The 25,123-nt window shown below is 69.1% G+C and carries 23 protein-coding genes; 6 read left to right on the top strand and 17 right to left on the bottom strand.

The genetic code is table 11. The features are described 5' to 3' along the window. Positions 1-380 precede the first annotated feature (380 nt). The 5 genes from asd to ACQ4L4_RS05615 form a co-directional block, all read right to left on the bottom strand. Complete coding sequence (gene asd / locus ACQ4L4_RS05635) at positions 381-1,511, bottom strand: aspartate-semialdehyde dehydrogenase (protein ID WP_431103260.1); 1,131 nt, start codon at positions 1,509-1,511, stop codon at positions 381-383. 132 nt (positions 1,512-1,643) lie between these two features. Continuing rightward, complete coding sequence (leuB, locus tag ACQ4L4_RS05630) at positions 1,644-2,768, bottom strand: 3-isopropylmalate dehydrogenase (protein ID WP_431103258.1); 1,125 nt, start codon at positions 2,766-2,768, stop codon at positions 1,644-1,646. 109 nt (positions 2,769-2,877) lie between these two features. After that, positions 2,878-3,525, bottom strand: coding sequence for a 3-isopropylmalate dehydratase small subunit (gene leuD / locus ACQ4L4_RS05625; RefSeq protein ID WP_431103256.1), 648 nt, complete (start codon positions 3,523-3,525; stop codon positions 2,878-2,880). A 17-nt stretch (positions 3,526-3,542) separates the two neighbouring features. Further along, entirely contained in the window at positions 3,543-4,988 is a 1,446-nt protein-coding gene (gene leuC, locus ACQ4L4_RS05620) for a 3-isopropylmalate dehydratase large subunit (RefSeq protein WP_377155394.1), read from the bottom strand. A gap of 46 nt (positions 4,989-5,034) precedes the next feature. Beyond that, entirely contained in the window at positions 5,035-5,997 is a 963-nt protein-coding gene (locus tag ACQ4L4_RS05615) for a LysR family transcriptional regulator (protein ID WP_431103253.1), read from the bottom strand. A gap of 228 nt (positions 5,998-6,225) precedes the next feature. Here ACQ4L4_RS05615 and ACQ4L4_RS05610 point away from each other — a divergent pair, with 228 nt between their 5' ends. Beyond that, the gene (locus tag ACQ4L4_RS05610) at positions 6,226-7,377 is read left to right on the top strand and encodes a lytic polysaccharide monooxygenase (protein WP_431103251.1); all 1,152 of its coding nucleotides are present in this window, start codon (positions 6,226-6,228) and stop codon (positions 7,375-7,377) included. Between the two features lie 172 nt (positions 7,378-7,549). Here ACQ4L4_RS05610 and ACQ4L4_RS05605 read toward each other — a convergent pair whose 3' ends face one another. Continuing rightward, positions 7,550-9,286, bottom strand: coding sequence for an NAD(P)/FAD-dependent oxidoreductase (locus ACQ4L4_RS05605; protein ID WP_431103249.1), 1,737 nt, complete (start codon positions 9,284-9,286; stop codon positions 7,550-7,552). Positions 9,287-9,404: 118 nt separating this feature from the next. Beyond that, positions 9,405-9,569: a hypothetical protein gene (locus ACQ4L4_RS05600; protein WP_297530647.1), complete on the bottom strand. Its 165-nt coding sequence runs from the start codon at positions 9,567-9,569 to the stop codon at positions 9,405-9,407. Positions 9,570-9,857: 288 nt separating this feature from the next. Between ACQ4L4_RS05600 and ACQ4L4_RS05595 the strand changes: the two genes are divergently transcribed. Then, entirely contained in the window at positions 9,858-11,603 is a 1,746-nt protein-coding gene (locus ACQ4L4_RS05595) for a vWA domain-containing protein (protein WP_431103248.1), read from the top strand. 3 nt (positions 11,604-11,606) lie between these two features. On the opposite strand, the gene ACQ4L4_RS05590 is transcribed toward ACQ4L4_RS05595, so the two are convergent. Continuing rightward, positions 11,607-11,825: a hypothetical protein gene (locus tag ACQ4L4_RS05590; RefSeq protein WP_377155398.1), complete on the bottom strand. Its 219-nt coding sequence runs from the start codon at positions 11,823-11,825 to the stop codon at positions 11,607-11,609. Between the two features lie 324 nt (positions 11,826-12,149). Between ACQ4L4_RS05590 and ACQ4L4_RS05585 the strand changes: the two genes are divergently transcribed. Together ACQ4L4_RS05585 and ACQ4L4_RS05580 are read left to right on the top strand one after the other, a co-directional pair. Further along, the gene (locus tag ACQ4L4_RS05585) at positions 12,150-12,590 is read left to right on the top strand and encodes a hypothetical protein (RefSeq protein ID WP_377161974.1); all 441 of its coding nucleotides are present in this window, start codon (positions 12,150-12,152) and stop codon (positions 12,588-12,590) included. A 485-nt stretch (positions 12,591-13,075) separates the two neighbouring features. After that, on the top strand, positions 13,076-13,318 hold the full coding sequence (locus tag ACQ4L4_RS05580; RefSeq protein WP_431103247.1) for a hypothetical protein: 243 nt from the start codon (positions 13,076-13,078) through the stop codon (positions 13,316-13,318). 184 nt (positions 13,319-13,502) lie between these two features. Here ACQ4L4_RS05580 and ACQ4L4_RS05575 read toward each other — a convergent pair whose 3' ends face one another. From ACQ4L4_RS05575 to ACQ4L4_RS05560, 4 genes are all read right to left on the bottom strand, one after another. Then, on the bottom strand, positions 13,503-14,045 hold the full coding sequence (locus ACQ4L4_RS05575) for a GAF domain-containing protein (RefSeq protein WP_431103245.1): 543 nt from the start codon (positions 14,043-14,045) through the stop codon (positions 13,503-13,505). A gap of 138 nt (positions 14,046-14,183) precedes the next feature. Beyond that, positions 14,184-15,608 (bottom strand): class I SAM-dependent methyltransferase, encoded by a 1,425-nt coding sequence (locus ACQ4L4_RS05570; protein WP_431103243.1) that lies wholly within the window; start codon positions 15,606-15,608, stop codon positions 14,184-14,186. Further along, complete coding sequence (locus ACQ4L4_RS05565) at positions 15,601-16,605, bottom strand: DUF1365 domain-containing protein (protein ID WP_431103241.1); 1,005 nt, start codon at positions 16,603-16,605, stop codon at positions 15,601-15,603. The genes ACQ4L4_RS05570 and ACQ4L4_RS05565 overlap by 8 nt, the downstream gene beginning before the upstream one ends. Further along, positions 16,602-17,987, bottom strand: coding sequence for an NAD(P)/FAD-dependent oxidoreductase (locus ACQ4L4_RS05560; protein ID WP_431103240.1), 1,386 nt, complete (start codon positions 17,985-17,987; stop codon positions 16,602-16,604). Before ACQ4L4_RS05560 ends, ACQ4L4_RS05565 begins: the two co-directional genes overlap by 4 nt. A 296-nt stretch (positions 17,988-18,283) precedes the next feature. Between ACQ4L4_RS05560 and ACQ4L4_RS05555 the strand changes: the two genes are divergently transcribed. Next, complete coding sequence (locus ACQ4L4_RS05555; RefSeq protein WP_431103239.1) at positions 18,284-18,877, top strand: sigma-70 family RNA polymerase sigma factor; 594 nt, start codon at positions 18,284-18,286, stop codon at positions 18,875-18,877. Next, complete coding sequence (locus ACQ4L4_RS05550; RefSeq protein WP_431103238.1) at positions 18,877-19,590, top strand: ChrR family anti-sigma-E factor; 714 nt, start codon at positions 18,877-18,879, stop codon at positions 19,588-19,590. The genes ACQ4L4_RS05555 and ACQ4L4_RS05550 overlap by 1 nt, the downstream gene beginning before the upstream one ends. Here ACQ4L4_RS05550 and ACQ4L4_RS05545 read toward each other — a convergent pair. From ACQ4L4_RS05545 to ACQ4L4_RS05525, 5 genes are all read right to left on the bottom strand, one after another. Further along, the gene (locus ACQ4L4_RS05545; RefSeq protein WP_431103237.1) at positions 19,553-20,020 is read right to left on the bottom strand and encodes a DUF2177 family protein; all 468 of its coding nucleotides are present in this window, start codon (positions 20,018-20,020) and stop codon (positions 19,553-19,555) included. The genes ACQ4L4_RS05550 and ACQ4L4_RS05545 overlap by 38 nt on opposite strands. 56 nt (positions 20,021-20,076) lie before the next feature. After that, the gene (locus tag ACQ4L4_RS05540) at positions 20,077-20,751 is read right to left on the bottom strand and encodes a DUF6134 family protein (RefSeq protein WP_431103235.1); all 675 of its coding nucleotides are present in this window, start codon (positions 20,749-20,751) and stop codon (positions 20,077-20,079) included. Positions 20,752-20,843: 92 nt separating this feature from the next. Then, positions 20,844-21,671 carry a DUF1295 domain-containing protein gene (locus ACQ4L4_RS05535; protein ID WP_431103233.1) on the bottom strand — a complete coding sequence of 276 codons (828 nt, stop codon included), beginning with the start codon at positions 21,669-21,671 and terminating at the stop codon, positions 20,844-20,846. Between the two features lie 10 nt (positions 21,672-21,681). Further along, the gene (locus tag ACQ4L4_RS05530; protein WP_431103231.1) at positions 21,682-22,743 is read right to left on the bottom strand and encodes an SAM-dependent methyltransferase; all 1,062 of its coding nucleotides are present in this window, start codon (positions 22,741-22,743) and stop codon (positions 21,682-21,684) included. Positions 22,744-22,900: 157 nt separating this feature from the next. Continuing rightward, entirely contained in the window at positions 22,901-24,838 is a 1,938-nt protein-coding gene (locus tag ACQ4L4_RS05525) for a WD40/YVTN/BNR-like repeat-containing protein (protein ID WP_431103230.1), read from the bottom strand. Positions 24,839-25,123 lie beyond the last annotated feature (285 nt).

The following is a 25,123-nucleotide window of genomic DNA, read 5'->3' as shown; positions in this document are numbered from 1 at the left end:
GGCTCAGCGCAAATCGCGCATATGCGCTCGCATGTTTTTTCAAGGCGTCCCCCAAAGCAACAAGGCGGACCATCCAAAGGACCGCCTGTCTGACGTATTGTTGTTGTGCGACTGATGCGCCCGGGCAGGCTCCCAGCCATTCCCGCGGTAGAAAATCACAACGGTGGCAAGCATATACGCATCGTTGCTGAGGTAGCTCATGAATAACAACGATGAGCTAGCGCAGATACACAGGTGGTTACCGCCTTGTCGCTAGAAGGCAACGGGCCCCTCCCCTGGCAATCCCTAATCGGCATGAAAAAAAGCGATGGCAGAGCCACCGCTTTCAGCAGACCGAGCGCCAGCCGGCGCCTCGCCGACGACGGCCGGCGAGGCACGGATCAGCGATCCAGCAGGATGCGCAGCATCCGACGCAGCGGTTCCGCCGCGCCCCACAGCAACTGGTCACCGACGGTGAACGCGCCGACGTATTCAGGCCCCATGGCCAGCTTGCGGATGCGGCCGACCGGGATCGTCATCGTGCCGGTGACGGCGACGGGGGTCAGGTCCTTGATGGTGGCCTCGCGCGTGTTGGGCACGACCTTCACCCACTCGTTGTCGGCGGCGATCATGGCTTCGATCTCGTCCAGCGGCACGTCCTTGCGCAGCTTCAGGGTCAGCGCCTGCGAGTGGCAGCGCATCGCGCCCACGCGCACGCAGAAGCCGTCAACGGGGATGGGGGCGGTGCCGAAGCCCTCGCCCTGGCCGAGGATCTTGTTGGTCTCGGCCATGCCCTTCCACTCTTCCTTGGACGTGCCGTTGCCCAGGTCCTTGTCGATCCAGGGGATCAGCGAGCCGCCCAGCGGCACGCCGAAGTTGGCGATCTCGTCGCCGGACAGCGCGCGCTGCTTCGCGATGATCTTGCGGTCGATCTCGAGGATGGCGCTCTTGGGATCGTCGAGCAGCGCCTTCACTTCCGCGTTCAGCGTGCCGTACTGGGTCAGCAGCTCGCGCATGTGCTGCGCGCCGCCGCCGGACGCGGCCTGGTAGGTCTGCGTGGACATCCACTCGACCAGGCCGGCCTTGTACAGCGCGCCCACGCCCATCAGCATGCAGCTGACGGTGCAGTTGCCCCCGATCCAGTCGCGGCCGCCCTTGGACAGCGCGTTCTTGATGACCGGCATGTTGACCGGGTCCAGCACGATCACGGCGTTGTCGGCCATGCGCAGCGAGGACGCGGCGTCGATCCAGTGGCCGTTCCAGCCCGCGGCGCGGAGCTTGGGATAGACCTCGCTGGTGTAGTCGCCGCCCTGGCAGGTGATGATGATCTCGCAGCGCTTGAGCTGCTCGATGTCGAAGGCGTTCTGCAGCGCCGTCTCGTTCCTGGCGAACGCCGGAGCGGTGCCGCCCGCGTTCGACGTGCTGAAGAACAGCGGTTCGATCAGATCGAAATCGCGCTCCTGCGCCATGCGGTCCATCAGCACCGAGCCGACCATGCCGCGCCACCCCACCAAACCAACCAATGTCGTCATTTGCGTACCTTCGTTCATTGAAAGGCCCGGCACTGCTGGCCGGGCATCGCCCAAACACCGTCACACACCCTGGGAGCCTGCCCGGCTCGCTTCGCCGGGTGTGTGAGGTGGGGCGAGACGAACCGGAGCGGACTAGCTCTTGATGGTTTTGGTCGTCGTGGCAATGGTCGTGACCGAGCCCTTGCTGGACGCAATGGCGGCGACGACGGCATCACCCATCTCGCGGGTGCTCACCTTCTGGGTGCCCTCGCTCCAGATGTCCGCGGTACGCAGACCCTGGGCCAGCACGGACTGAACCGCCGACTCGATGCGAGCGGCGGCTTCGGGCTGGTTGAGGGAGAACTTGAGCATCATGGCAGCGGAAAGGATTGTAGCCAGCGGATTGGCGATTCCCTTGCCGGCGATGTCCGGCGCGCTGCCGTGGCTCGGTTCGTAGAGCCCCTTGTTGTTCTTGTCCAACGAGGCGCTGGGCAGCATGCCGATGGAGCCGGTCAGCATCGCCGCCTCGTCCGACAGGATGTCGCCGAACATGTTGCCGGTGACGACGACGTCGAACTTCTTGGGCGCCTTGACCAGCTGCATCGCGGCGTTGTCGACGTACATGTGGTCGAGCTCGACGTCCGGATACGCCTTGTGGACGTCGGTGACGACGTCCTTCCAGAACTGGAAGGTCTCCAGCACGTTGGCCTTGTCGACGCTGGTCACCTTCTTGTTGCGCTTGCGCGCGGCCTGGAAGGCGACGTGGGCGATGCGTTCGATCTCGGGGCGCGAGTAGCGCATCGTGTCGAAGGCTTCCTCGCTGCCGGGGAAGTGGCCGTCGACGGCGGTACGCCGGCCGCGCGGCTGGCCGAAGTAGATGTCGCCGGTGAGCTCGCGGATGATCAGGATGTCCAGGCCGGCGACCAGCTCGGGCTTGAGGCTGGACGCGTGCGTCAGCTGCTCGTAGCAGATCGCCGGACGGAAGTTGGCGAACAGGCCCAGCGCCTTGCGCAGTCCCAGGATGGCCTGCTCGGGGCGCAGCGCGCGCTCCAGCTTGTCGTACTTCCAGTCGCCGACGGCGCCGAACAGCACCGCGTCCGCGTCCTGCGCCAGCTTCAGCGTCGCCTCGGGCAGTGGGTGACCGGCGGCCTCGTAGGCGGCGCCGCCGACGGGCGCGGTCTCGAGTTCGAACGGGAGTTCGAGCACGTCCAGGACCTTGACGGCCTCCGCGACGATTTCGGTGCCGATGCCGTCACCAGGCAACACTGCAATCTTCATGATCAATCCTTGGAATGGCGGTTTTCGCCAGCGGAACCCACGGGGCTGGCTTTGCCAGACCGTCGGGTTCGCCCCCTTGAGGGGGCCGCCGAAGGCGGTAGGGGGTGGGTCAAACCAGTCGGTTGTTCAGCCACGGCTTGGTGGCGATGCGTTCGGCTTCGAAAGCCTTGATCTTGTCGGCGTGGCGCAGGGTCAGCGCGACGTCGTCGAAGCCGTTGAGCAGGCAGTACTTGCGGAACGGCTGGACGTCGAAAGGCAGCTCCTCGCCGTCGGCCTTGACGACGACCTGGCGCTCCAGGTCCACCGTCAGCTGGTAGCCGGGGAAGGCGAAGACTTCGTCGAACAGGCGCGCGACCTGGCTCTCCGGCAACACGATCGGCAGCACGCCGTTCTTGAAGGTGTTGTTGAAGAAGATGTCGGCGAAGCTCGGCGCGATCAGCGCGCGGAAGCCGTACTGCTGCAGCGCCCACGGCGCGTGCTCGCGGCTGGAGCCGCAACCGAAGTTGCTGCGCGCGATCAGCACCGACGCGCCCTGATAGCGCGGCTGGTTCAGCACGAAGTCCGGATTGGGCTTGCGGCTGGCCGGGTCCTGGCCCGGCTCGCCGTGATCGAGGTAGCGCCACTCGTCGAAGAGATTCGGGCCGAAGCCGCTGCGCTTGATCGACTTCAGGAATTGCTTGGGAATGATCGCGTCGGTGTCGACGTTCTCGCGATCCATCGGGGCCACGAGGCCCTTGTGCACGGTGAACTTGTCCATGTCTTGATCCTCGATCCTCAGGCGATGCGGCGCACGTCGACGAAGTGGCCTTCCATCGCGGCGGCGGCGGCCATCGCGGGACTCACCAGGTGGGTACGGCCGCCGGCGCCCTGCCGGCCTTCGAAGTTGCGGTTGCTGGTGGAGGCGCAGCGCTCGCCCGGCTCCAGCCGGTCGGCATTCATCGCCAGGCACATCGAGCAGCCCGGCTCGCGCCATTCGAAGCCCGCGGCCTTGAAGATCTGGTCCAGCCCTTCGGCCTCGGCCTGCGCCTTCACCAGGCCGGAGCCCGGCACCACCATGGCCAGCTTGACGTTGCCGGCGACGCGCCCGCCCAGGCGCTTCACGACCGCCGCGGCCTCGCGCATGTCCTCGATGCGGCTGTTGGTGCAGCTGCCGATGAAGACCTTGTCGATGCGGATGTCGTTGATCGCCTTGTTGGGCTCCAGCGCCATGTACTGCAGCGCGCGCTCGATGGCGCCGCGCTTGACGGCGTCCTTCTCCTTGTCGGGATCGGGCACGCGGTCGTCGATGGACAGGACCATCTCGGGCGAGGTGCCCCAGGTGACCTGCGGGCGGATCTGCGCGGCGTCGAGCTCAACGACGGCATCGAACTTCGCGCCCGTGTCCGAGTGCAGCGTGCGCCAGTACTGGACGGCCTGGTCCCATTCGACGCCGGCGGGCGTGAACGGGCGGCCCTTGACGTACTGGATCGTCGTGTCGTCCACGGCGATCAGCCCGGCGCGCGCGCCCGCCTCGATCGCCATGTTGCAGACGGTCATGCGGCCCTCCATCGACAGCGCGCGGATGGCGCTGCCGGCGAACTCGATCGTGTAGCCGGTGCCGCCGGCGGTCCCGATGCGACCGATGATCGCCAGCACGATGTCCTTGGCGCCGACGCCGGGCATGACCTGACCCTCGACCTTGATCAGCAGGTTCTTCGCCTTCTTGGCCAGCAGCGTCTGCGTGGCCAGCACGTGCTCGACCTCGGACGTGCCGATGCCGTGCGCCAGCGCGCCGAAGGCCCCGTGCGTGGACGTGTGGCTGTCGCCGCAGACGACCGTCATGCCGGGCAGCGTGGCACCCTGCTCCGGGCCGATCACGTGGACGATGCCCTGACGCTTGTCGTTCATCTTGAACTGCGTGATGCCGAAGCGGTCGCAGTTCTTGTCCAGCGTGTCGACCTGCAGGCGCGACACCGGATCGGCGATGCCCTGGCTGCGGTCGGTCGTGGGCACGTTGTGGTCGCTGACGGCCAGGTTGGCCGACAGGCGCCAGACCTTGCGGCCGGCCAGGTCCAGTCCTTCGAAGGCCTGCGGGCTGGTGACCTCGTGGACCAGGTGGCGGTCGATGTAGAGGACGGACGTGCCGTCCTCCTCGGTATGCACCACGTGCTCGTCCCAGAGCTTGTCGTAGAGGGTACGCGGCGAACCGGCGTGGGCGGCGTTGGAGATGTTGGCGGTCATGGGATGGCTCTCCATCACTTCAGGGAAAGATGGCTGTCTTCGCGGCTCATTTCGAGCCGGCCTTGGAAACTTGATTCGCGGGAATCGCGGGCGTGGCGGAAGCTCCCGCGGCGGCGGCCTCCTTGGCGGCCGGGCACAGCGCGTCGACGAAGCGCTGCACGACGGTCGGCAGGCGTTCCTGGCGGGCCACACCCAGAACATAGTCGCGCTGGGCCCAGGCTTCATCCAGCGTCAGGCGCTTCACGTCGAAGACCTGCGCGAAACGGCGCGACGGCGCGTCGGGCAGCACCGCGACGCCCAGGCCGGCCTCGACCAGCTGCGCGATCGCGTCGAAGCCGCGCACCTGGAGCCGCGCCTTGAGCGTGCGGCCGCGGGCCATGGCTTCCTGCATCATCAGTTCCTGCGCCGCGGCGCCGCCGTGCAGGCCGACGAGATCGTGGTCCAGCAGGTCGTCGAAGCTGACCGACTCGCGCCCGGCAAGCTCGTGGCCGGCCGGCACTAGCACGGCCAGGCGGCCGGTGCGGTAGGACCAGGTCTGCAGCCGGTTGTCCAGCAGCGGCGTCGTGAACACGCCGACATCGGCGCGGCCTTCGGCGACAGCCGCCTGCACTTCGGCGCTGGTCTGGTCCTCGAGGCTGATGCGGATCTGCGGATGGGCCTGCGAGAACGCGGCCAGATCCGGCGGCAACGCCTCCGCGATCGCGCCGGCGTTGGCGGCGATGCGCAGATGCCCCTTGATGCCGCGGGCGAACTCGACGACTTCGCTCTCCAGCGCATGCAGCGAGGCGTGCAACGAGCGGATGTGGCGCACCAGCGCGCGGCAGGCCTCGGTGGGCTCGACGCCGCGGGCGCGACGCTCGAACAACTGCACCCCGAGGCGCGTCTCCAGGTCCGAGATCCGCTTGCTGGCCGCCGCCAGCGCCAGATGCTCGCGCTCGGCCCCGCGGGTGATGGATCGAGTCTGTTCGATCGCCAGCACGAGATTCAAGGTGGTGAGGTCGAGGCGCATGGTATGGCGGCGGCTGGGTTGAACTGTAGCCTTCGCTCAGAGAGCAAGACTGCGGTGGTTCATGATAATCCCTTCGCCTTAAACGAAAGCTGAAAAATCTTCAGCGACCGTCGTTACGGTTGTTTGGCTTGTTTTGGTATTCATCAGGTCCTATGGTGGTACTGCTTTGGTGCGATGTCGGGCCCATCCGCCACAAAGCGCTTCAACCATCATTTCCAGGAGACCTGCATGAACTTCCGAGCCCGATCCGCCGGTGCCGCCGCGCTGGCCACGCTCTCGACCGCCATGACCGCCGCGCTGGCACCCAGCGCCGCGTTCGCGCACGGCGCGCCCGAGTTCCCGATCTCGCGTCAGTACAACTGCTACAAGAATCCGTCACTGCCGGCCTGCCAGGCCGCGATCGCCTTCGGCGGGGAGCAGGCCATCTACGACTGGAACGGCGTCAACCAGGCGGCCGCCAACGGCAACCACAAGGCGGTGGTGCCGGACCTCAAGATCTGCGCCGGCGGACAGGAGAAGTTCAAGGGCTTCGACCTGGCGCGGGCGGACTGGCCCGCCACGGCCTACTCGCCGGGCGCCGACGGCAAGTACGAGTACCGCTACAACGCCACCGCGCCGCACCGCTCGCTGAACTGGACTTTCTTCCTGACGCGCGACGGCTGGAATCCAACCACCTCGCCGCTGCGCTGGTCAGACCTGGAACAGGTGCAGCAACTCGGCCCCGACCAGATCGTCACCACGGGCAAGACCTACACGATGAAGCTGAGCCTGCCGCGGCGGACCGGCAAGCATGTGCTGTTCTCCGCCTGGCAACGGGCGGACAGCACCGAGGCGTTCTATGCCTGCTCCGACGTGGACTTCGGCGGCGGCACGACGCCGCCCGGCACGCCTTCGGGACTGAAGCAGATCGGCCAGGTCTCGGCGGCGCAGGACCTGCCGTCGGGCAGCCAGGTGAAGCTGCGCGTGTTCAACGGCGCGGGTAATGACCTGGAGACGATCTCGGTATCGCTGACCGCCGCGGCGACCAAGGCCGCGTGGCTGGGCCAGATCGCGACCAAGGTGAACCAGACCTCGGGCTACGTGAAGGTCGGCACCCTGCAGGGCGGCAATGTCGTCGTGCCGGGCGGCGCGACGGTGATGGACGTCTATCTGCAGAACGCCAACTCGGGCGCGAGCTACGCGCTGGACGTCATCCTGCCGACGACACCCCCGACGAACCCGCCGGGCGGCGCGCCGGCATGGGCGGAGGGATCGAGCTACACCGCCGGGCAGATCGTGAGCTATCAAGGCAAGCAGTACCGCTGCCTGCAGGCGCACACGGCCTGGGCCGGCTCAGGGTGGAATCCGGCGGCATCGCCGACGCTCTGGCAGGCGGTCTGAACTGCCGGCACCGAGCACCGGCAGAGGGTGCCGGGGGCCCCGTGTCGTCAATCGCGTCGCAGGCTCCGCATTCCTCCCCGGCGCCCCCGGCACCCTCTGCCGCGATGCGGCAGGGTGCGCGGGTGGCGGCGCGGGGGGCCGGCGCGGATTGCAGTGCGGCAGGGAGTCGGGGTCAGTCCTTGATGCCCAGGAGGCTGCGGCCCACCGCCTCGGCCACCTCGATCCCGTCGACGCCAGCGGACATGATCCCGCCGGCGTAGCCGGCACCCTCGCCGGCCGGATACAGGCCGCGGACGTTCAGGCTCTGGTAGTCCTTGCCGCGCGTGATGCGCAGCGGCGAGGACGTCCGCGTCTCGACGCCGGTCAGCACCGCATCGTTCATCGCGAAGCCGCGGATCTGGCGCTCGAAAGCGGGCAGTGCCTCGCGAATCGCGGCGAGCGCGTACTCGGGCAGGCTGCCGAAGCCCTTCTGCTGCAGGTCGGTCATCGTGACGCCGGGCTTGTAGCTCGGCTCCACGCTGCCGAGCGCGGTGCTGCGCTGGCGCTTGACGAAGTCCCCCACCAGCGCGGCCGGCGCCAGGTAGTTGCCTTCGCCGAGTTCATAGGCGCGCGATTCCCAGAAGCGCTGGAAAGCGAAGCCGTCCAGCGGATTGACGGCGCTGCCGTCCTTCTTCCCGTCCTGGCGGTAGTCCTCGGGTGTGATGCCGACGACGATGCCCGCATTCGCATTGCGCTCGTTGCGCGAGTACTGGCTCATGCCGTTGGTGACGACGCGGTTGGGCTCCGACGTCGCCGCGACCACGGTGCCGCCGGGGCACATGCAGAAGCTGTAGACCGAACGGCCGTTGCCCGCGTGGTGGACCAGCTTGTAGTCGGCCGCGCCGAGGATCGGATGACCGGCGTTCGGGCCGAAGCGGGCCTTGTCGATGATCGACTGCGGATGCTCGATGCGGTAGCCGATGGAGAACGGCTTCGCTTCCATGTGCACGCCGCGCGCGTGGAGCATCGTGAAGGTGTCGCGCGCGCTGTGGCCGAGCGCGATCACGACGTGATCGGCGCGCAGCTGCTCGCCGGATTCGAGCATCACGCCGCGCACGTGCCGCTGGCCATCGGTCCCAGGCTCGATGAGCACGTCGGTGACCTTCTGCTGGAAGCGGATCTCGCCGCCCAGGCTTTCGATCTCGGCGCGCATCTTGATGATCATGCTCACCAGGCGGAAGGTGCCGATGTGCGGCTTGCTGACGAAGAGGATTTCCTCGGGCGCGCCGGCCTTGACGAACTCGGTCAGCACCTTGCGCGTGAGGAAGCGCGGATCGGAGATCTGGCTGTAGAGCTTGCCGTCGGAGAAGGTGCCCGCGCCCCCTTCCCCGAACTGGACGTTGGATTCGGGGTCGAGCACGCTTTCGCGCCACAGGCCCCAGGTGTCCTTGGTGCGCTCGCGGACCTGCTTGCCGCGTTCGAGCACGATGGGCCGCAGTCCCATCTGCGCCAGGACCAGCGCGGCGAAGAGGCCGCAGGGACCGAAGCCGATGACGATGGGGCGCGGACGCCCGGTGGCGTCGGCGACACCCGGGGCCCCGGTGGCCCCAGTGGCCCGAGTGGCATCGGCGGCGTAGAAGTCGGTCGGCGCATGGCCGACGAACTGGTAGGCGGTGTCCGGCGAGGGCTTGATGTGCGTGTCGCCGGCATGGCGCTGGAGCAGCGCGGCTTCGGCGGCGGCGTCGCCCACCTCGCAATCGATGGAGTAGATCAGCACCATCGCGGTCTTCTTGCGGGCGTCGTAGCTGCGCTTGAAGACGGTGAAGGCGGTGAGCTGCGCGTCGGGGATGCCGAGCCGTTCGACGACGGCGGGGCGCAGCGCCTCCTCGGGATGGTGGAGGGGCAGTCGGAGTTCGTTGATGCGGATCATGGCGATTGATCGGGCAGCGGCGCGAGGTCCGGCGGACGGGCCTCGCTGAAAGCAAAACAGGCCCCGCCGGAGGGCATGGGCCTGTCGTCGGATCGAAGGGGAGGAACTCCCCGCGACCTCAACCCGAGTGCGGACGCTTGCCCGGGTTCTTCTTCGAGCGGGTGTGCGAACCGCGCTCGAGGCTGCTCTTCTGACCGCGATGCGAGGTCACGGTCACGCCCTTCGGCGCGACGGGACGGGGGGCGGCCTTGCGGTCGGCTTCCGTGATGATCTTGTTGCCCATGTTGGCTCCGGTAAATGAACTGAGAAACACCTGCCCGAAGTCACACACTCAACGGCCTCGGACCCGAAGGGGTGACCGGTTGCCTGGAGCAGCGTCGGTAATACGGTGAAGGGCGGGAGTTTACACGCGCCGGAGGGGTCCCCGCTCTCCCCCGCTGCGGGGACTGCGACCTGTCAACCATCCCCCCTCGGGTCCGTTGACCGTCGATCGGGTCGTCGCCACGATGATCCGCATCCGGCCAGGACGGCGTCCGAGGCGCCGGCCGGCCGCACCACAGAGGGAGCACCCATGTCATTCCCGTCCCGTTCCGCCGTCGCACAGTCCGCCCTGGTGGCGGTCTCGTTCGCCACGCTGGCCGCTTGCACCACGTCGCCGGCGCCGGATCAGCGCGCCTCGGACCAACGCGCGCAAGAATCCGCGCGCGCCGCCGACGCCAAGGCGGCACCCACCGAGCAACCGCCGCCACGACCTTCCCCGGGGCCCCTCATGCCCATCATCGCCGCGGCCCCGGCGGCGCCCGCCCCGATCGCCGAACAGCGGCAGCGTGCGGCGGTCAGCGTCGCGGCCTACGCGCCCCAATGGACGCCACCACCGCCGGCCTCGACGGCCAAGTACACGGCCTTCTCCGACAACCCCTGGCAGCGCGCCGCCGAACTGCCCGTCTCCACCTTCGGCGCCAGCGTCGACACCGGCAGCTACGCCAACGTCCGCCGCTTCATCAACCGCGGCCAGATGCCGCCGCAGGACGCGGTGCGGGTGGAGGAACTGGTCAACTACTTCGGCTTCGACGCCCCCGGCCCCGAAGCCGGCGAGCGCGATCCGTTCAAGGTCCGCGCGCAGGTGCTGGCCTCGCCCTGGAACGCCGATCGCGGCCTGATCCGCATCGCCATCAAGGGCAAGGACATCGCCAAGGCGAGCCTGCCGCCGGCGAACCTGGTGTTCCTCGTCGACGTGTCCGGCTCGATGGGTCCGGAGGACCGGTTGCCTCTCGTGAAGTCCGCGCTGAAGCTGTTGACCGCGCAGCTGCGTCCGGTGGACCGGGTGAGCGTCGTCATCTACGCCAACGGCACGCGCATCGCGCTGGCGCCGACGCCCGGCGACCGCAAGGCGTCCATCAACAGCGCGATCGATCAGCTCCAGGCCGGCGGCGCCACCTACGGCGAAGGTGGCCTGAAACTCGCCTACGCGCAGGCCCGCGAGTCCTTCATCCCGGAAGGCATCAACCGCGTGCTGCTCGCCACCGACGGTGACCTGAATGTCGGCGAGACCAACCCGGAGACGCTCAAGAAGATGATCGAGGGCGAGCGCGACAGCGGCGTCACGCTGACGGCGCTGGGCGTGGGCCAATCCAACTTCAACGAAGCGCTGATGAAGAAGCTGGCCGACACCGGCAACGGCAGCTACCACTACCTGGATTCGCTGCAGGAAGCGCACAAGGTGCTGGTCAACGAAATGACCTCGACGCTGGCGACGATCGCGCAGGACCTGAAGCTGCAGGTCGAGTTCAACCCGGCGACGGTGCAGGAGTACCGCCTGATCGGTTACGAGCTGCATGCGCTCAAGCGCGAGGACTTCAACAACGACAAGGTCGACGCGGGCGACATCGGCGCCGGTCACCAGGTCACGGCGCTGTACGAGTTCGTGCCGGCCGGCGCGAAGGGCAACGTCGATCCGCTGCGCTACGGCAACGAGGGCAAGGCGGCGGCCAAGGAACCGCCGCGCGTGGGCAAGAACGGCGAGCTGGCGTGGATCAAGCTGCGCTACAAGGCGCCGGGCCAGTCGACAAGCCAACTGGTTGAACTGCCGGTCGCCAAGCCAGCAACGATACCGGCGCTGGCCGCGCAGGACGCCGACACGCGTTTCGCGGTGGCGGTGGCCGCGTGGGGTCAGTGGTTGCGCGGCAGTTCGCTGATCGGCAATTACGGGCCGGAGCAGTTCGTGCCGCTCGCCCGGGGCGCGCGGGGTGAAGACCGGTACGGCCACCGCGCAGAATTCGCCAGACTGGCCGAGCTGTCGGCCAGCCTGAAGCGCTGAGGCTTACTCGACCGCGTGACCGCCGGCGTCCAGCGCCGGCGGGCGCAGCAGATCCACGTCGACGCCCATCGCCTCGCTGGCGCGCTCGACGGCCTGCCAGAGCTCGGCCGGCATCTGCAGGATCTCCTCCGGCGAACTGGCACGCGTGATCCACGCGTCGATCTCCTGGTGCTGCGCCACCGTGATCAGGTCCAGGTTCAACATCTCGTCGATCGTCTTCACAGCGCTTTCCTTCTTGTGGGGGTCGGCGGCAGGTGTCGAAGCCTGCACCCTTGACGGGGACCGCTGTGGCAGTGCGTCTACCTTCCGCCACGCCGACCGCTCAATAGTATGCGGGACGATTCCCCTCCGGCCCGCTCCCCGTCCGTCATCCGCATGGCGGCCCTTCCTACAGACTTCACGGCACGCGTCGCCTAACGTGAAGGGATGAAGCCCAACGCGCCCTCCCCCGACCGCGAGCCGACGTCCTCCGACGAGGACACCGTTCCGCTGCTCCTTCGCGGCTTTTCCGTCGTCCACGGCGCGTTGGCGCTGCTCTTCACGGCCATGGCGCTGCTGCTCCTTGCCATCGCGGCGAAGGAAGCCTGGATGGCACTTCACCTCGACTGGAACGACGAGGCCGCGCAACTGGTCATCGAGGCGATGGGCGTGCTTGCCGCCGCGGTGGTAGCGCTGCAGATCGCACAGACGATCACCGAAGAGGAAGTGATCCGCACCGCCCACATCAGCGCGCCGACGCGCGTGCGGCGATTCCTGTCGCGATTCATGGTGGTCATCGTCGTCGCGCTCGCGATCGAGGCGCTGGTCGCCACCTTCCGCGCCGCGCATTCGGACTCCACGCTGCTGCTCCACGCCGCGGTGATGGTCTTCGCCGTCGGAGCCCTGGTCGCCGGCTGGGGCCTGTTCATCCACTTGAACCGCTCCGCCGAAGAACTCGAGCCCGAGGCCATGCAAGAGGCCAAGCGCGAGGATCACAAGCTGAAGTGACGTGCCTGCGACACCGCGTCTTCAATCAATCAGCGCGGCATTCGAAGCACACCCCGGATCCGAGTCCCCGCCCCTACCGATCCCAGGCATCAGGCCGGCCACTTGCACTGAAGTCGGTCATGGCGCGAAGGGCGGTCATTCGCGACGATAGGTCCCAGGTGTTCGAAGCACCTGCATGGAAGCGGCAGGCCGCCCCGATAGAGCGGCCACTTTCGCCCCCTATTCCGCGTGTTCATCGGGCGAGATGGGCCACTCCGCGAGGATGGCCACACGGACCTTCCTGACGTGTTTCGACATCTCGCCCACCCCACCGCGCGGATCAACCCGCTCTTCCCGTGGGCTCATTGCCACGCCTTCCGGGAAGGACGCCATTGACCTGTCTGACCCATGCCGAACTTCCACCTCTCCCCGCCCTCGACGACCGTCCGCGCCGCGCCATCGAGGCCCTCCTCCCCGCAGCGTCGACTGCCGCATCGAGGTGCCACGTGCTGAACCGCAAGCTCACCACACGCGCCGCCTTCGACGGCATCTGCGACCGCATCCATCTGCTGCAGCACCACGTGGAAGTCATGCGCGCCGACGACTCCGCCGCCCGGCTCGCCCATGACCATGCCGTGATGGGCCAGGTGCTCGACGAACTCGACGTCCTGCTGCGCGTCATCGCCGTGGCGGGCTTCGAGGAACAGCTCTATCGCTGGGCAATGCCGCCGCGGGACCTCAAGTCCTGACCCGCGGCACCCGCAGCACCCGCAGCACCCGCAGCAGAAGACCTGTGGAACGCCACATGGAACAAGGGAGGCCCTGGGCCTCCGCTTGCTCTGCGCCCGCAGGGCCCGGAGCCCGCGCGGCTCAGCCTGTCGGGGACAGAACGGTCCCCCATGGCAGCGCAACTGCCGCCGCGGAATCCCGCGCTCAATCGTTCTCGAACGGCAGCGTGTCCAAGAAGTCCTGCGCCTCGACCTTGCGCGCCACCAGCCGCGCGCACCCCTTCAGGCGCGAGAGATCCTCCAAACGCAGTCCGGGATGAGGCTGGAGGCTGAAACAGCACACCGTGCCGAAGACGCGGCCATCGGACAGCACGACCGGCGCGCTCAGATGCGCGCCGATGGGCACCGGCGTGGGCGGGAGCTTCAACTCGGCGGCCACCGCGGCGGCGTTGGTCATCAACTCCGGCGCTCGGCCTTCCACGATGCGCTGGCAGTAGCTCTGCTCCAGCGGCGCCGAATCGCCGACCTGCACCTCGATCGCCGACTCCCCGTCAACGAAGCGGAACACGCGTTCCCCATCCTGGAATTCCGAGACGAAAACGACATCCATGTCGAGCTGCTCCCGCAGGCCTTTCAACACATCGGTGATCCGCGCGTCGAGGTCCGGGTCGAAGCCATCCGAGGTGGCGGCGAGCAATTCAGAGATCGCGACTTCAAGGGAATGGGCGGTGAACGGGCGGTCGTACATCGGGCGGAATCGGCTGGAGCAGCGTCGGTGGCAGGAGGGAAAGAACATGCTACCCAAGCGCGGCGCGCAGCCATCTGCTGGGGGCGCCTCGGTTACAGCTTGTAGGAACTCCCCGCGACGCGTCGATGTCGTGTCGCTTCAGCCCGCATGGGCCAGCCGGTACAGCCCGACGTCCACCCGTCCGGCGCGGAATCCGGCTTCGCAGTAGCAGAGGTAGTACTCCCACAAGCGCTTGAAAGGCAGATCGAATCCCTGCGCCTCGATCGCCGGCCATTCGGCCAGGAAACGACGGCGCCATTCGACCAGCGTGGCCGCATAACCGCGTCCGAAACGCGCCTGCGTCGAGAAGCTGAGGCTGGCCTTGCGGGCCTCCTCGGCCATGCGTTCCGGCGTGGGCAGCATCCCGCCGGGGAAGATGCAGCGCTGGATGAAATCCGGATTCGCGCGATAACGCTCGAAATGCTGCTCGTCGATCGTGATCGCCTGCAGCACAGCCACGCCGTCGGGCTTCAACCGGTCGCGCAGGGTCGCGAAGTAGACCGGCCAGTACGCCTCGCCCACGGCCTCGATCATCTCGATCGACACGATGCGGTCGAAGCGGCCGTCGACATCGCGGTAATCCTGCAACCGCAGGTCGACCCGGTCGGCCACGCCCCATTGCTCGGCGCGCGCCTGCGCGAAACGCAGTTGCTCGGTCGACAGCGTCAGTCCGACGACCTCCACGCCGCAGCGCTTGGCCAGCGTCGCCGCCAGGGTGCCCCAGCCGCAGCCGATCTCCAGCACGCGCTGGCCCGCGCGCAGGTCCAGCAGTTCGACGATGCGATCCAGACGGCGCGCCTGGGCGCGCTCCAGCGAGTCGACGGCGCCGGCGCCCGCCGCGGAACTGGCGGAACTGGCGGTGAAGGCTGAGGCTGAGGCCGAAGAGGATCTGCCCATGGTCTCGCCCGCCGATTCGAAAGCCAGCGATTCGGGAACTGGCGATTCGGGAGTCGCCGATTCGAGAGTCGGCGATTCGCGATGCGACGGGTCGACCGGCTCCTCATACAGCGCGCTGGAGTACAGCATGCTGTCGTCCAGCCAGCGTTCGTAGAAGCGGTTGCCGAGGTCGTAGTGCGCGGCGATGTTGTGCCGGCTGCCGCTGCGCGTGTTCGCGTTCGCGCGATGCAGCAGGCGCGAGAACCAACGCGCCGGGCCGCGCGTCTCGGCGATCGCGCCGAACGCCGTCTCGTTGGCGATCCCGAACGACAGCAGCGCCGTCAGGTCGGGCGTGCTCCAGTCACCGTCGCGGTACGAGAACGCCAATCCCAGGTCGCCTTGCAGCAGCAGTCGCAAGGCCGGCCGCCAGCGATGCAGGTGCAGCGTCGCGGCCGGTCCCGGGTAAGGGCCGACGGCCTCGACGCAGCGGCCATCGGGCAGCGTGAGCGCGAGCCGCCCCAGTTGGATACGAGACAGCACGCGCCGCAGCGATTCGTGGCGTGCGCCCAGCCGGTCGCCGCCCAGCGTCGCGGGGGTGATCTCGAGGACCGCGGGCGCGGTCAGGAACGAGCTCGTGTCGTCATGCATGCAAGGTCGCCTCGGAAGAATCGGCCGGGTCGGGCCCGGTCTGTTCGGTGTGTTCGGATCGGGGTGGTCCGGATCGGGCCAGCTCAGGCCGGGTCGGGCCGCGCGAGCGGACGACCGTCACCGGATGCCTGGGCGCGGTCGGCCGCTCGTGCAGCTTCGCGCCCTTGAGCCACAGGCGCAGCGCTTCCCAATGGATGCCCGCCACGACCTTCAGCGTCAGCAGCGGATGCGTCACCAGCAGCCGCAGCAACGCGCCGTCGGTCAGCGCCGCGCGCGTGGCGTCGAGCCGGGCGTTCAGCACCGCGGCGCCATCGGCACCGCGGTCACCCTGGCTGCGGCCGTTGCCGGCGCCGACGCCGTCGTGGATACCGTCGTGGATGCCGTCGTGAAGGCCTTCGCCCGGCCGCTCATGCACGCTGACGCCGATGGAGAGCCGCTCGCGCGGCGGCTCGATCCGGAAGCGGTACTGCAGGTCCATGCCGAGGAACGGCGACACATACAGCCGCTTGCCGCTGCGCTGCTCGATGAGCGGCGCGGCACGTTGCGCCTCGTCGACCTCGATGAGGTAGCTGTGCCGCTCGCCGAAGGTGTTGTTGACCTCGTAGACGATGGCGCGCAGCGTGCCGTCCGGCGCATCGCAGAACCAGACGCTCAATGGATTGAAGGCGTAACCGAAAAGGCGCGGCATCGCGAGCAGCCGGACCGGACCGCCGACGGGCAGGCCGGCCAGCGCCAGCCGGGCATCGATGTGGGCGCGCAGGCCCGGCACGTCGCTGGCCGTGCCGTCGCCATGATCGGAGGGCCGGAAGCTGAAGAGATTGAATCGCCCGACCGAGAACCAGCGCAGCCGCGCATCCAGCGCGGGCAGTTCGTCGAGGTCGAGCAGCAACGTGAACATCCGGTACCGCAGCCGGTGCCGCAGCGGCTTCAAGCGCTGATGCATCACCTGCCCGCGATAGATCGCCGAGTGCAGGTCCGCGTCGGGCCGCCTGCTCATGCGGGCACCGCCCGTGGCAGGTGGATGCGATCGGACTCGCCGGCGACGGTCCATGGCCGGCGCACGCCGCCGAGCGCCTCGGCCACCGCGAGCCCGGCCTGCAGCCCGTCCTCATGGAACCCGGACCCGAAGTACGCGCCGCAGAACCAGGTGCGCTGCTGCCCCTGCAGCGACCACAGCTCGCGCTGCGCGGCGATCGCGGCGACGTCGAAGCGCGGATGCTCGTAGACGTCGGTGCGGATCAGATGCTCGGGTCGCGGCGCGACCGCCGGGTTCAGTGACACGAAAAGCGGCACCGCGCTGCGACCTTGCGGCAGGTGCGGCTGCAGCCGGTTCATCCAGTACGTGACGGTCGGCGGCAGCTGGAACGGGCCGTCGTCGCGGCCCGCGAGGTAGTTCCAGCTCGACCACACGGCCCGCCGGCGCGGCATCAGCGCGGGATCGTGATGCAGCACCGCGAGGTTGCGCGTGTAGGGGAACGCGCCGAGCAGCCGCCGCTCCTCCGCCGTCGGCGTGGTCAGCATGCGCAACGACTGGTCCGCATGCGTCGCCAGCACGACGTGATCGAAGACCGGCGTCCACGCGCCGCGCCGCGTGCGCAACCGCACGCCGCCGGGCTCGCGGGCGACGGAGATGACCGGCTCGTCGCGATGCAGGCGGTCTTCCAAGCCCCGCGTCAGGCGACGCACGTACTCGCGGCTGCCGCCGTCGACGGTCCGCCAGACCGGACGGTCGGTCAGCTTCAGCAGCCCGTGGTTCTCGCAGAAGCGCACGAACGCGGCCACCGGATACCGTCCGATGTCCGCCGCCGCCGAGGACCAGATCGCCGCGCCCATCGGGTACAGGTGATCGTCGCGGAAGGCGCGACCGTAGCCCCGCGCGTCGAGGTAGTCGTCCAGCGCCAGGTCGCCGCACGCGGCGGCGTCGCGGGGCGCCTCGCGATAGAAGCGCAGCAGGTCGCGCAACATGCCCCAGAAGCGCGGACGGACGAGGTTGCCACGCTGCGCGAACAGCCCGTTGAGGTCGGTGCCGGCGTACTCCAGCCCGCCGTCGTTCAGGCTGACCGCGAAGGACATGTCCGACGCCCGCGTCGGCACCTCCAGGTGGCGGAACAGCGCGCTCAGGTTGGGATAGGCCGGCTCGTTGTAGACGATGAACCCGGTATCGACCGGCACCTGCAGCAACCCGCAGGGCGCGTCGACGGTGTGGCTGTGGCCGCCGATTCGCGCCTCGGCCTCGAAGACCTGCACGTCGTGCCGCTGCGACAGCAGCCAGGCGCAGGACAGCCCGGAAATCCCGGCGCCGACGACGGCCACCCGCAACCGGCGTCCTTCGTCGACGAGCGGCATCGGCAAGCTGGGTGATGTGTCGGGGCGGTCCATGGGCGCGTCCTTGGTCGTTCTGGTTGTTTGGCGCTTCTACGCGGACAGCCGCGTTTTGGATTCTTCCCTCGTGAAGGATCTTCCCACCGCCCGGGCGAGGGTCGCCCGCATGGTGATCCTCCGCAAGCCGAGCGATGATCCGGCACGCCGTTCGTCGCGTAAGAGCGTCCATGGGCCCCCTGCGACGCGACGAATCCACCTCGGCTCCGGCCTCCCCGCCGGACGCCGGGTCCGTGTCATCGTCCCCTGCGTCGGCCGCCGTGTCGGCCGCCAGGTCCTCGCCGAAAGCCCGCCACTTGAAGATCGTCCCGATCGATCCCGACCGCAGCGCGTCGCCGCCCCCGGCCGGGGACGACTGGCCGGCGCTGATGCGTCGCGTGGCCGAACTGCGGGACCGGGAGGCCTTCGGCCGGGTGTTCTCGCACTTCGCGCCGCGGGTGAAGAGTTACCTGATCCGCACCGGCAGCACCGACGGCGCGGCCGAGGACCTGGCGCAGGACGCGCTGGTGATGGTCTGGCGCAAGGCCGCGCTGTTCGATCCGGCGCAGGCGGCCCTCTCGACCTGGATCTTCACGATCGCACGCCGGCTGCGCATCGACGCCGCGCGGCGCCATCAACTGGACGGCGCCGGCGACGAATGTTTCGAATTCGACCGGCTCGAAGCCGACCAGCCCGGTGTCGCCGAACACGTCGAGGCGACGCGGCTGTCCCGTCACGTGCGCGAGGCGCTCAACCGGCTCCCGCCCGAGCAGGCCCAGGTCTTGCGCCTGTCCTTCTACGACGACGAACCGCATGCCCGCATCGCGGCCGAACTCGGCCTGCCGCTGGGCACCGTCAAGTCGCGGATCCGGCTGGCCGTGGCGCATCTGCGCCGGCTGATCGATCTCTGATGTCCCGAATCCCGTTGCCCTCCCCGACCATGCTGCCGCCCCTCGACATCCGCCATCACCCCGCCGACGAGCTGCTGCTCTCCCTCGTCAGCGGCGCGCTGCCGATCGGTCTGCAGCTGGTGACGGAAACCCACCTGGAGCTGTGCCCGGCCTGCCGGGAGCGCGTGGCGATGCTGCGCGCCCTGGGCGGCGTGGTGCTCGAGGAGCAGCCCGAGGCGCCCCTGCGCGAAGACGCGCTGGCGAGGGCCTTCGATCGCATCGATCAGCTGGAGCAGGCCGAGCGCGCCACGGGCGCGCCGACGCCGCGCAAGGTGCCGGCCCCGCCGCCGCTGCCCGCGGGCGCGGTCTGGCCGAAGGCCCTGGAAGGCTGCAGCGCGACGCGCTGGCGCTGGATCGGCCCCGGCATGCGCTGGAGCCGCGTGACGGTACCGGACTCGCCGGAAGCCAACGTCTTCCTGCTGCGCATCGGCGCCGGCAAGTACCTGCCGCAGCACACGCATCGCGGCACCGAGCTGACGCAGATCATCTATGGCCGCTTCCACGACGGTCGGGCGCTGTTCGGGCCGGGCGACTTCGACCTCGCCGACGGCGAGGTCCACCATCAACCGGTGGTGCAGGACGGCAGCGAGTGCATCTGCGTGGCGGCCGTCGAGGGCCGCCTGCATTTCGACGGGCTCATCGCCCGCTGGTTCGGATCGCTCGTCGGCATGTAGCCGCGGTGATCGCCGCGCCGGCGCCCGAAGCGACCCCGCTGACGATCGCGCCCCAGACCAGGTCGATGGCGGTCACGTGCCAGGGCCAGTCGCGCAGCGTGGCCTGGTTGGTGAAGTCGTAGGTCGCGTAGGCGAGGAAGCCGAACAGCGCGCCGCGCCAGAGCGCCACGATCGGATGGCCCTCGGCCAATGCGGGCGCCACGGCGAAGAACACGAGTCCGACGATGTACAGCGGATAGAACACCGCCACGGCGCGCCAGTCGACCGAGGGCGCCATCAGGTGCCCGATGGCCGGTTGATACAGCGCGCTGGAGGTGGTGCTCAGCCAGACCGCGTCCATCGCCAGGAAGACGACGAGCGTCATCAGATAGGCCAGCGGCCAGCGCCAGGCCGGCGCGCGCGTGGGGATAGGGTCTTCTCGCAAGCTCATGGGGGTCTCCGGAATGTCCTGGGCCTCGAACGCGGCCCGCGTCGAAGGGCAATGCGTCAGGGCAATCGGTAGGTCAACAGGCGATCGCCCTTCACCTGCGCGTCGAGGCCGATCCAGCGTCCGTCCGCCCGATCGCGCCACAGCGTCAGCACCTGGCGGGCGGGCGCGGACTTGCCCGACCGGGCGCCGCCTGACGGCGCAGGCGGGGTCGACGTGATCCGCCATCGCGACGCTTCGACATCGCGGCCCCCGGCGGGAATGGTCCCATCGGGCAGGCGCTCGATGCGAACCTCGTCCAGCTCGCCGGTCTGCGGATTGAGCAGGCGCTGCTGGCGGATCAGCGCAGGATGCCAGTACGCATAACTCATGATGCAGGTCGCCTCGCCAGCCGCGGCGGTGGTCGAAGCGCTGACCGCGGTCACGGCCGTGGTCGTGGCGGTCGCAGCAGGCTCCAGTCGCCGGTCGACTTCGACCGGCTTTCCGTCGTCGTCGGTGCGGCTGCGGATCTCCTGCAGGCAATCGCCGCGCCAGCGCTCGCGGGCCTCGTGGCGATAGCGGAAGACGTTGATGCCGAGCAGCCTCACGTCGAAGGCGGCGTTGCTGGTGACCTCGCGCGCCTCGGCCGGGCCGTCGACGGTGAAGCGATGCGTGCCGATCTGCTTGCCATCGAGGCGCACCTCGAAGTTCCAGCTCTCGGCCCGGGCCGGCGCGGCGGGCCCGACAGCGCCCATGGCCGCAAGGGCAACGAAGGCCGCGGCAGCCGCGGCACCTCGTGATGCTCGCGGCGATGGTGCCGCACTCGTTGCCGCACTCATTGCCGCGGTCATCGGACGTCTCCGCGCTTCGGCGGCCACGGGATGAAGGCGCTCGTGCGCGCGATGTAGTCGCGATAGGCGGGGCGGCGCTCGCCGATGTCCTTCTCCAGCAGCGTCACGCCGGACACGCGCAAGAGCAGGAAGGTCATCAACAGCGGCGAGGCCAGCACCCATGCGCTCGCCCAACCGCCCGCGACCCAGCCCATCACGCCGAGGCCCCACCACACGCAGGTTTCGCCGAAATAGTTGGGATGGCGCGAATAGCGCCACAAGCCGCCGTCCATCACCCGCCCGTGATTGGCCGGATCGCGGCGGAAGCGCCCGAGCTGCGCGTCGGCAACGGCCTCGACCAGGAGACCGCCCGCCGCCAGCGCGGCACCGAGGCTGTCCCACACGCCCCAAGGCACGCTGCCCGCGCCGCCTGCCGCGCCGCTGGCGACCAGCATCGGCCAGCTGACGATCCATCCCAGCACCGCCTGCAGCAGGAACACGAGCCACAGGCTCTTGAGCGCGAAGTTCGGCTGGTTGCGTGCCCGGATGGCTTGATAACGGCGGTCCTCGCCGTGGCCCCAATTGCGCACCGTCACGTAGACGCCGAGCCGCAACGCCCACGCGACCGTGATCGCCAGCATGACCTGCGCACGCGCGTCGCCGCCGGTCTTCCACACATAGAACGCGACGGGCACCGCGATGAATGCCGACCAGACGCGATCGGCGAGGCTCGCATCGCGCAGCGGGATGCTCGCAAGCCAGGTCGGCACCGCGAGGGCGATGGCGATCAGCAGGCCGGTGAGACCCAGCGCGGGCAAGGCCGGCAGCGATTCGAGGAATGACATGGCATCGACCTCAGCGCCGCGGCGCGAAGAGGTAGTGACTGACCCACCACTGCTGCCCGCGGTCGTAGCCGAACAGCTCCTCGACGGACAGCAGGAAGAGCCGCCAGCGCTGCCACCACATCGGCGCGTCGGCGGCGCCGTAGACCGACTCGAACATCGGCCACAGGGCGCTGCGATGCGCGTCGAAGCGCTGCAGCCAGGCGGCGGCCGTGCGCGCGTAATGGCGCCCGTCCCAGCGCCAGCGGTCCAGCAGCGCGAGGTCGTCCTGGCACAGCAGCGCGAGGTCGTCGCTGGGCATCATCCCGCCGGAGAAGAAGTACTGGCTCATCCAGTCGGTCGCGTCGCGGACCTCGAAGGCGTACGGCGCCTCGCGGTGCGCGAAGACATGCATGAAGAATCGGCCGTCGTCGCGCAGCCAGCCGGCGACCTTGCGGAAGGCGCGCGGCCAGTTGCGCAGGTGCTCGAACATCTCCACGGACACGACGCGGTCGAAGCGGCGGTCGAGACTGCCGTCCTCGCCGAACGCGTTGAAGTCGCAGGTCATCACGCGCAGGTTGCGGAGTCCGCGCGCCTGGGCCTGCTCCTCGATGAAGGCGCGCTGCGACGCGGAGTTCGACACCGCCAGGATCTCCGCCGCGGGGAACCGCGCCGCCATCCACAGGCTCAGCGAGCCCCAGCCGCAACCGAGCTCGAGGATGGACTGCCCGTCGGCCAGCCCGGCGCGCGCCGCGGTTTCCTCGAGCGCCGCCTCCTCGGCGGCCTCGAGCGTGTCCACGCCCTCGGGCCACCAGCAGCAGCTGTACTTGCGCTGCGGGCCGAGCATCGCCTCGAACAGCGTGGCAGGCAACTCGTAGTGCTGCTCGTTGGCCTTCTCGGTCTGCACGGCCAGCGGCGCGGCGCGCAGCGAGGCCAGGAAGGCCTGCGTCAGCGCCGCGGCGGTCTCGTGGTCGTGGTGATGCGATTCGTCGAGCCGCTGCCTCAGCAGGCGGCGGATGCCCAGCCGCACGGCGGCCTCCGGCAGCAGGCCGCGCTCGGCGAGCCGGACGGCGATCGAGGAGATGTCGAGATCCATGGAGACGACCGGAAGCAGAGGACGCCCCCTATACGCAGGAAGCGGCGATCTGGATCTCCGGCGTCGGCTACTGAGTCGTCGGCCATTCCGTCGTCGGCTGATGCGTTGTCAGCTGATCCGTCATCGACCGATCCGTCGTCGGTGACTGCTTCGTCGGCTACTGCGGCGTGAAAACGAGATTCGCCGACACGTAGCTGATCGGCATGAACACGCCGGCGCCGACATACTGCAGCTGCAGCGTGTCCGCCTGCCCGCCGGACAGCGAGCCCGTCACTCCCGGCGTGGTCGATGACCGGCGCACACCCCCATGGAGCGCGCCGCCGGACTTGCCGGCCAGCAGGGTCAGGCCGTTCGCGCTGCTGGCCACGGCCGTCCAGGCGCCGGCGTCGGCCGTGGGCCGCCACGACTGCCCGCCGTCCGGCGATTCATACAGCACGCCGCCGCTCGTGGCCGCCACGACATAACGGCCGTCCGACGAGGTGGCGATCCCGCGCCAGTCGCGGCTCGTCGTCACGGCTTCCCAGGTGGTGCCGAAATCGTCGGAGCGCCAGATGGCGCCGGTGTCGACCGTCGCGTACTGCCGCTGGCCGTCCGCGGACACCGCCGTGCCCCACCAGAACTGGGCCGAGGCCCGCGGGGTCCAGGTCACGCCGAAGTCGGTCGAGACATACAGCTGCGCGCCATTGGTGCCGGCGACCAGCACGCGCCCGTCGGCCGATGAACTGACACTCCGCCAGGCGCGATTGCTGTCGCGTGCCGTCCAGTTGGTGCCGCCATCGGGCGACGTCCAGATCTGTCCGAGGTAGGCCGTGGCCACGAGGCGCTGGCCGTCCGCCGAACTGGCGACGGCGGACCACGCGCGGCTGCTGCCATCGTCGGACCAGTTCAGGCCGCCGTTCGTCGACAGATAGAGGGCGCCCCCGTTGGTCGACGCGACGATCCGCAGTCCGTCGGAGGACATCGCGACACCGGACCAGGTCTGGCCGACGAGCCGCAGCGTCCATTGAGAGCCGGTGTCATCGGAGGTATAGAGCTCGCCGGACGCCGAGGCGGCGACCTGTCGCGTGCCGTCGGCGGACACGGCGGTCGCGGCCCAGGTCCCGGTCGGCACCTGAGGCGTCCAGGCCACGGTGTTGCCCCCGGGCAAGCCAAGGGTCGAGATGCGCTGGCCGGCGTTCTGCGCGATCGTCCAGCCTCCGGTGCCGACCCCGGTGACCTTGATCCAGTCACCGATGACCGGAGAGGCCGGCAGCGTGATGACCACGGAAGCGTTCGAATTCGCCAGATAGCCGGTGTTCGATGCGGCCTGCACGGCGGCGCCGGTCACCTCCACCCAACGCGTGTCGGCCGGGGCGGCGCTGCAGACGTAGGACGTGGCGGTGACTTCGCCGGCGTCCAGCACGCTGTTGCGGTTGGCATCCTGCCCCGACTGCACACGCTGGCCGCCATAGGCGCAATTGGCGCCGGCCGATTCCGCGACGACCGCGACCAGGGCGTCGAGGCCGGAAGCCCCCGAGGGGCCGGTCGGGCCCGTGGGACCCGTAGGACCCGTAGGACCGGTGGGACCGGTGGAGCCATTCGACCCGTTCGAGCCATTGGTGCCGTCCGCGCCACGGCAGACATAGGCGACGCTGCTGGCCTCGCTGTCTTCCAGCGCGCCATTGCCATTGGCATCCAGGCCGGCCAGCACGGCCGAGCCGCCTTGTGCGCAATTCGCGCCGGCGGCTTCCGCGCGGACGCGGACCAGCATGGCGGGCCCCGCGGCGCCGGGGGTGCCGGCCAGGCCGTTGCAGACGTACTGCGTGCTGGACACCTCCGCATCGGAGAGCACGCCATTCGAATTGGCGTCGCTGCCGGATTCAATGCGCGTGCCGCCCGCGGCACAGTGGCTCCCTGCGGGTTCCGCGGCGACGCGCACCAAGGTCGCGACCGTGGTGCCGGGTGTTGCCTCCGGTACCGCATCCGGCTCGGACGAGCCGCCGCCGCAGGCTGTCAGTGCTGCGGTGGCGCCCGCGACCACGGCCAGGGTCAGCAGACGGGATGAACGGGTGGCGGGCACGCCGCGTGCGCGACGGTCGGTGATGGCATGGAGCATGGCGGACTTCGATGCGCCTTCAGCCGCCGCACCATGCGACGCTCCCCCGAGGCGCGAAACGCCGGAGTATCTTCAAGCGCCGGCCGGATTGGCGAACCACCCCTTCCGGCGGTAGGAAAAGTTACAGAAACTGTCGTGCGTCCGCCGCAGATGACGACCCGCATGGCGGATCCATGTCGGCTTCCTCGACGGGCTCGTACTCCGGTCCGCGTGGACGCGGACTAGGCGATCATGTCGCCGGCACCTGCGCGACGAAGGCGCAGGGATGCGGTGTACGACAGACCG

The organism is Roseateles noduli (assembly GCF_050626985.1).
Lineage (GTDB): Bacteria > Pseudomonadota > Gammaproteobacteria > Burkholderiales > Burkholderiaceae_C > Roseateles > Roseateles noduli_A.
Note: the sequence above shows the minus strand (reverse complement) of the source record. Positions and strands in the feature narration are given on the sequence as shown.

Bases quoted from the DNA above. Each gene is read 5' to 3' on its own strand.
- asd (WP_431103260.1), bottom strand. From the start codon at position 1,511: ATGACGACATTGGTTGGTTTGGTGGGGTGGCGCGGCATGGTCGGCTCG.
- leuB (WP_431103258.1), bottom strand. From the start codon at position 2,768: ATGAAGATTGCAGTGTTGCCTGGTGACGGCATCGGCACCGAAATCGTC.
- leuD (WP_431103256.1), bottom strand. From the start codon at position 3,525: ATGGACAAGTTCACCGTGCACAAGGGCCTCGTGGCCCCGATGGATCGC.
- leuC (WP_377155394.1), bottom strand. From the start codon at position 4,988: ATGACCGCCAACATCTCCAACGCCGCCCACGCCGGTTCGCCGCGTACC.
- ACQ4L4_RS05615 (WP_431103253.1), bottom strand. From the start codon at position 5,997: ATGCGCCTCGACCTCACCACCTTGAATCTCGTGCTGGCGATCGAACAG.
- ACQ4L4_RS05610 (WP_431103251.1), top strand. From the start codon at position 6,226: ATGAACTTCCGAGCCCGATCCGCCGGTGCCGCCGCGCTGGCCACGCTC.
- ACQ4L4_RS05605 (WP_431103249.1), bottom strand. From the start codon at position 9,286: ATGATCCGCATCAACGAACTCCGACTGCCCCTCCACCATCCCGAGGAG.
- ACQ4L4_RS05600 (WP_297530647.1), bottom strand. From the start codon at position 9,569: ATGGGCAACAAGATCATCACGGAAGCCGACCGCAAGGCCGCCCCCCGT.
- ACQ4L4_RS05595 (WP_431103248.1), top strand. From the start codon at position 9,858: ATGTCATTCCCGTCCCGTTCCGCCGTCGCACAGTCCGCCCTGGTGGCG.
- ACQ4L4_RS05585 (WP_377161974.1), top strand. From the start codon at position 12,150: ATGGCGCTGCTGCTCCTTGCCATCGCGGCGAAGGAAGCCTGGATGGCA.
- ACQ4L4_RS05575 (WP_431103245.1), bottom strand. From the start codon at position 14,045: ATGTACGACCGCCCGTTCACCGCCCATTCCCTTGAAGTCGCGATCTCT.
- ACQ4L4_RS05570 (WP_431103243.1), bottom strand. From the start codon at position 15,608: ATGCATGACGACACGAGCTCGTTCCTGACCGCGCCCGCGGTCCTCGAG.
- ACQ4L4_RS05565 (WP_431103241.1), bottom strand. From the start codon at position 16,605: ATGAGCAGGCGGCCCGACGCGGACCTGCACTCGGCGATCTATCGCGGG.
- ACQ4L4_RS05560 (WP_431103240.1), bottom strand. From the start codon at position 17,987: ATGGACCGCCCCGACACATCACCCAGCTTGCCGATGCCGCTCGTCGAC.
- ACQ4L4_RS05550 (WP_431103238.1), top strand. From the start codon at position 18,877: ATGTCCCGAATCCCGTTGCCCTCCCCGACCATGCTGCCGCCCCTCGAC.
- ACQ4L4_RS05545 (WP_431103237.1), bottom strand. From the start codon at position 20,020: ATGAGCTTGCGAGAAGACCCTATCCCCACGCGCGCGCCGGCCTGGCGC.
- ACQ4L4_RS05540 (WP_431103235.1), bottom strand. From the start codon at position 20,751: ATGGGCGCTGTCGGGCCCGCCGCGCCGGCCCGGGCCGAGAGCTGGAAC.
- ACQ4L4_RS05535 (WP_431103233.1), bottom strand. From the start codon at position 21,671: ATGTCATTCCTCGAATCGCTGCCGGCCTTGCCCGCGCTGGGTCTCACC.
- ACQ4L4_RS05530 (WP_431103231.1), bottom strand. From the start codon at position 22,743: ATGGATCTCGACATCTCCTCGATCGCCGTCCGGCTCGCCGAGCGCGGC.
- ACQ4L4_RS05525 (WP_431103230.1), bottom strand. From the start codon at position 24,838: ATGCTCCATGCCATCACCGACCGTCGCGCACGCGGCGTGCCCGCCACC.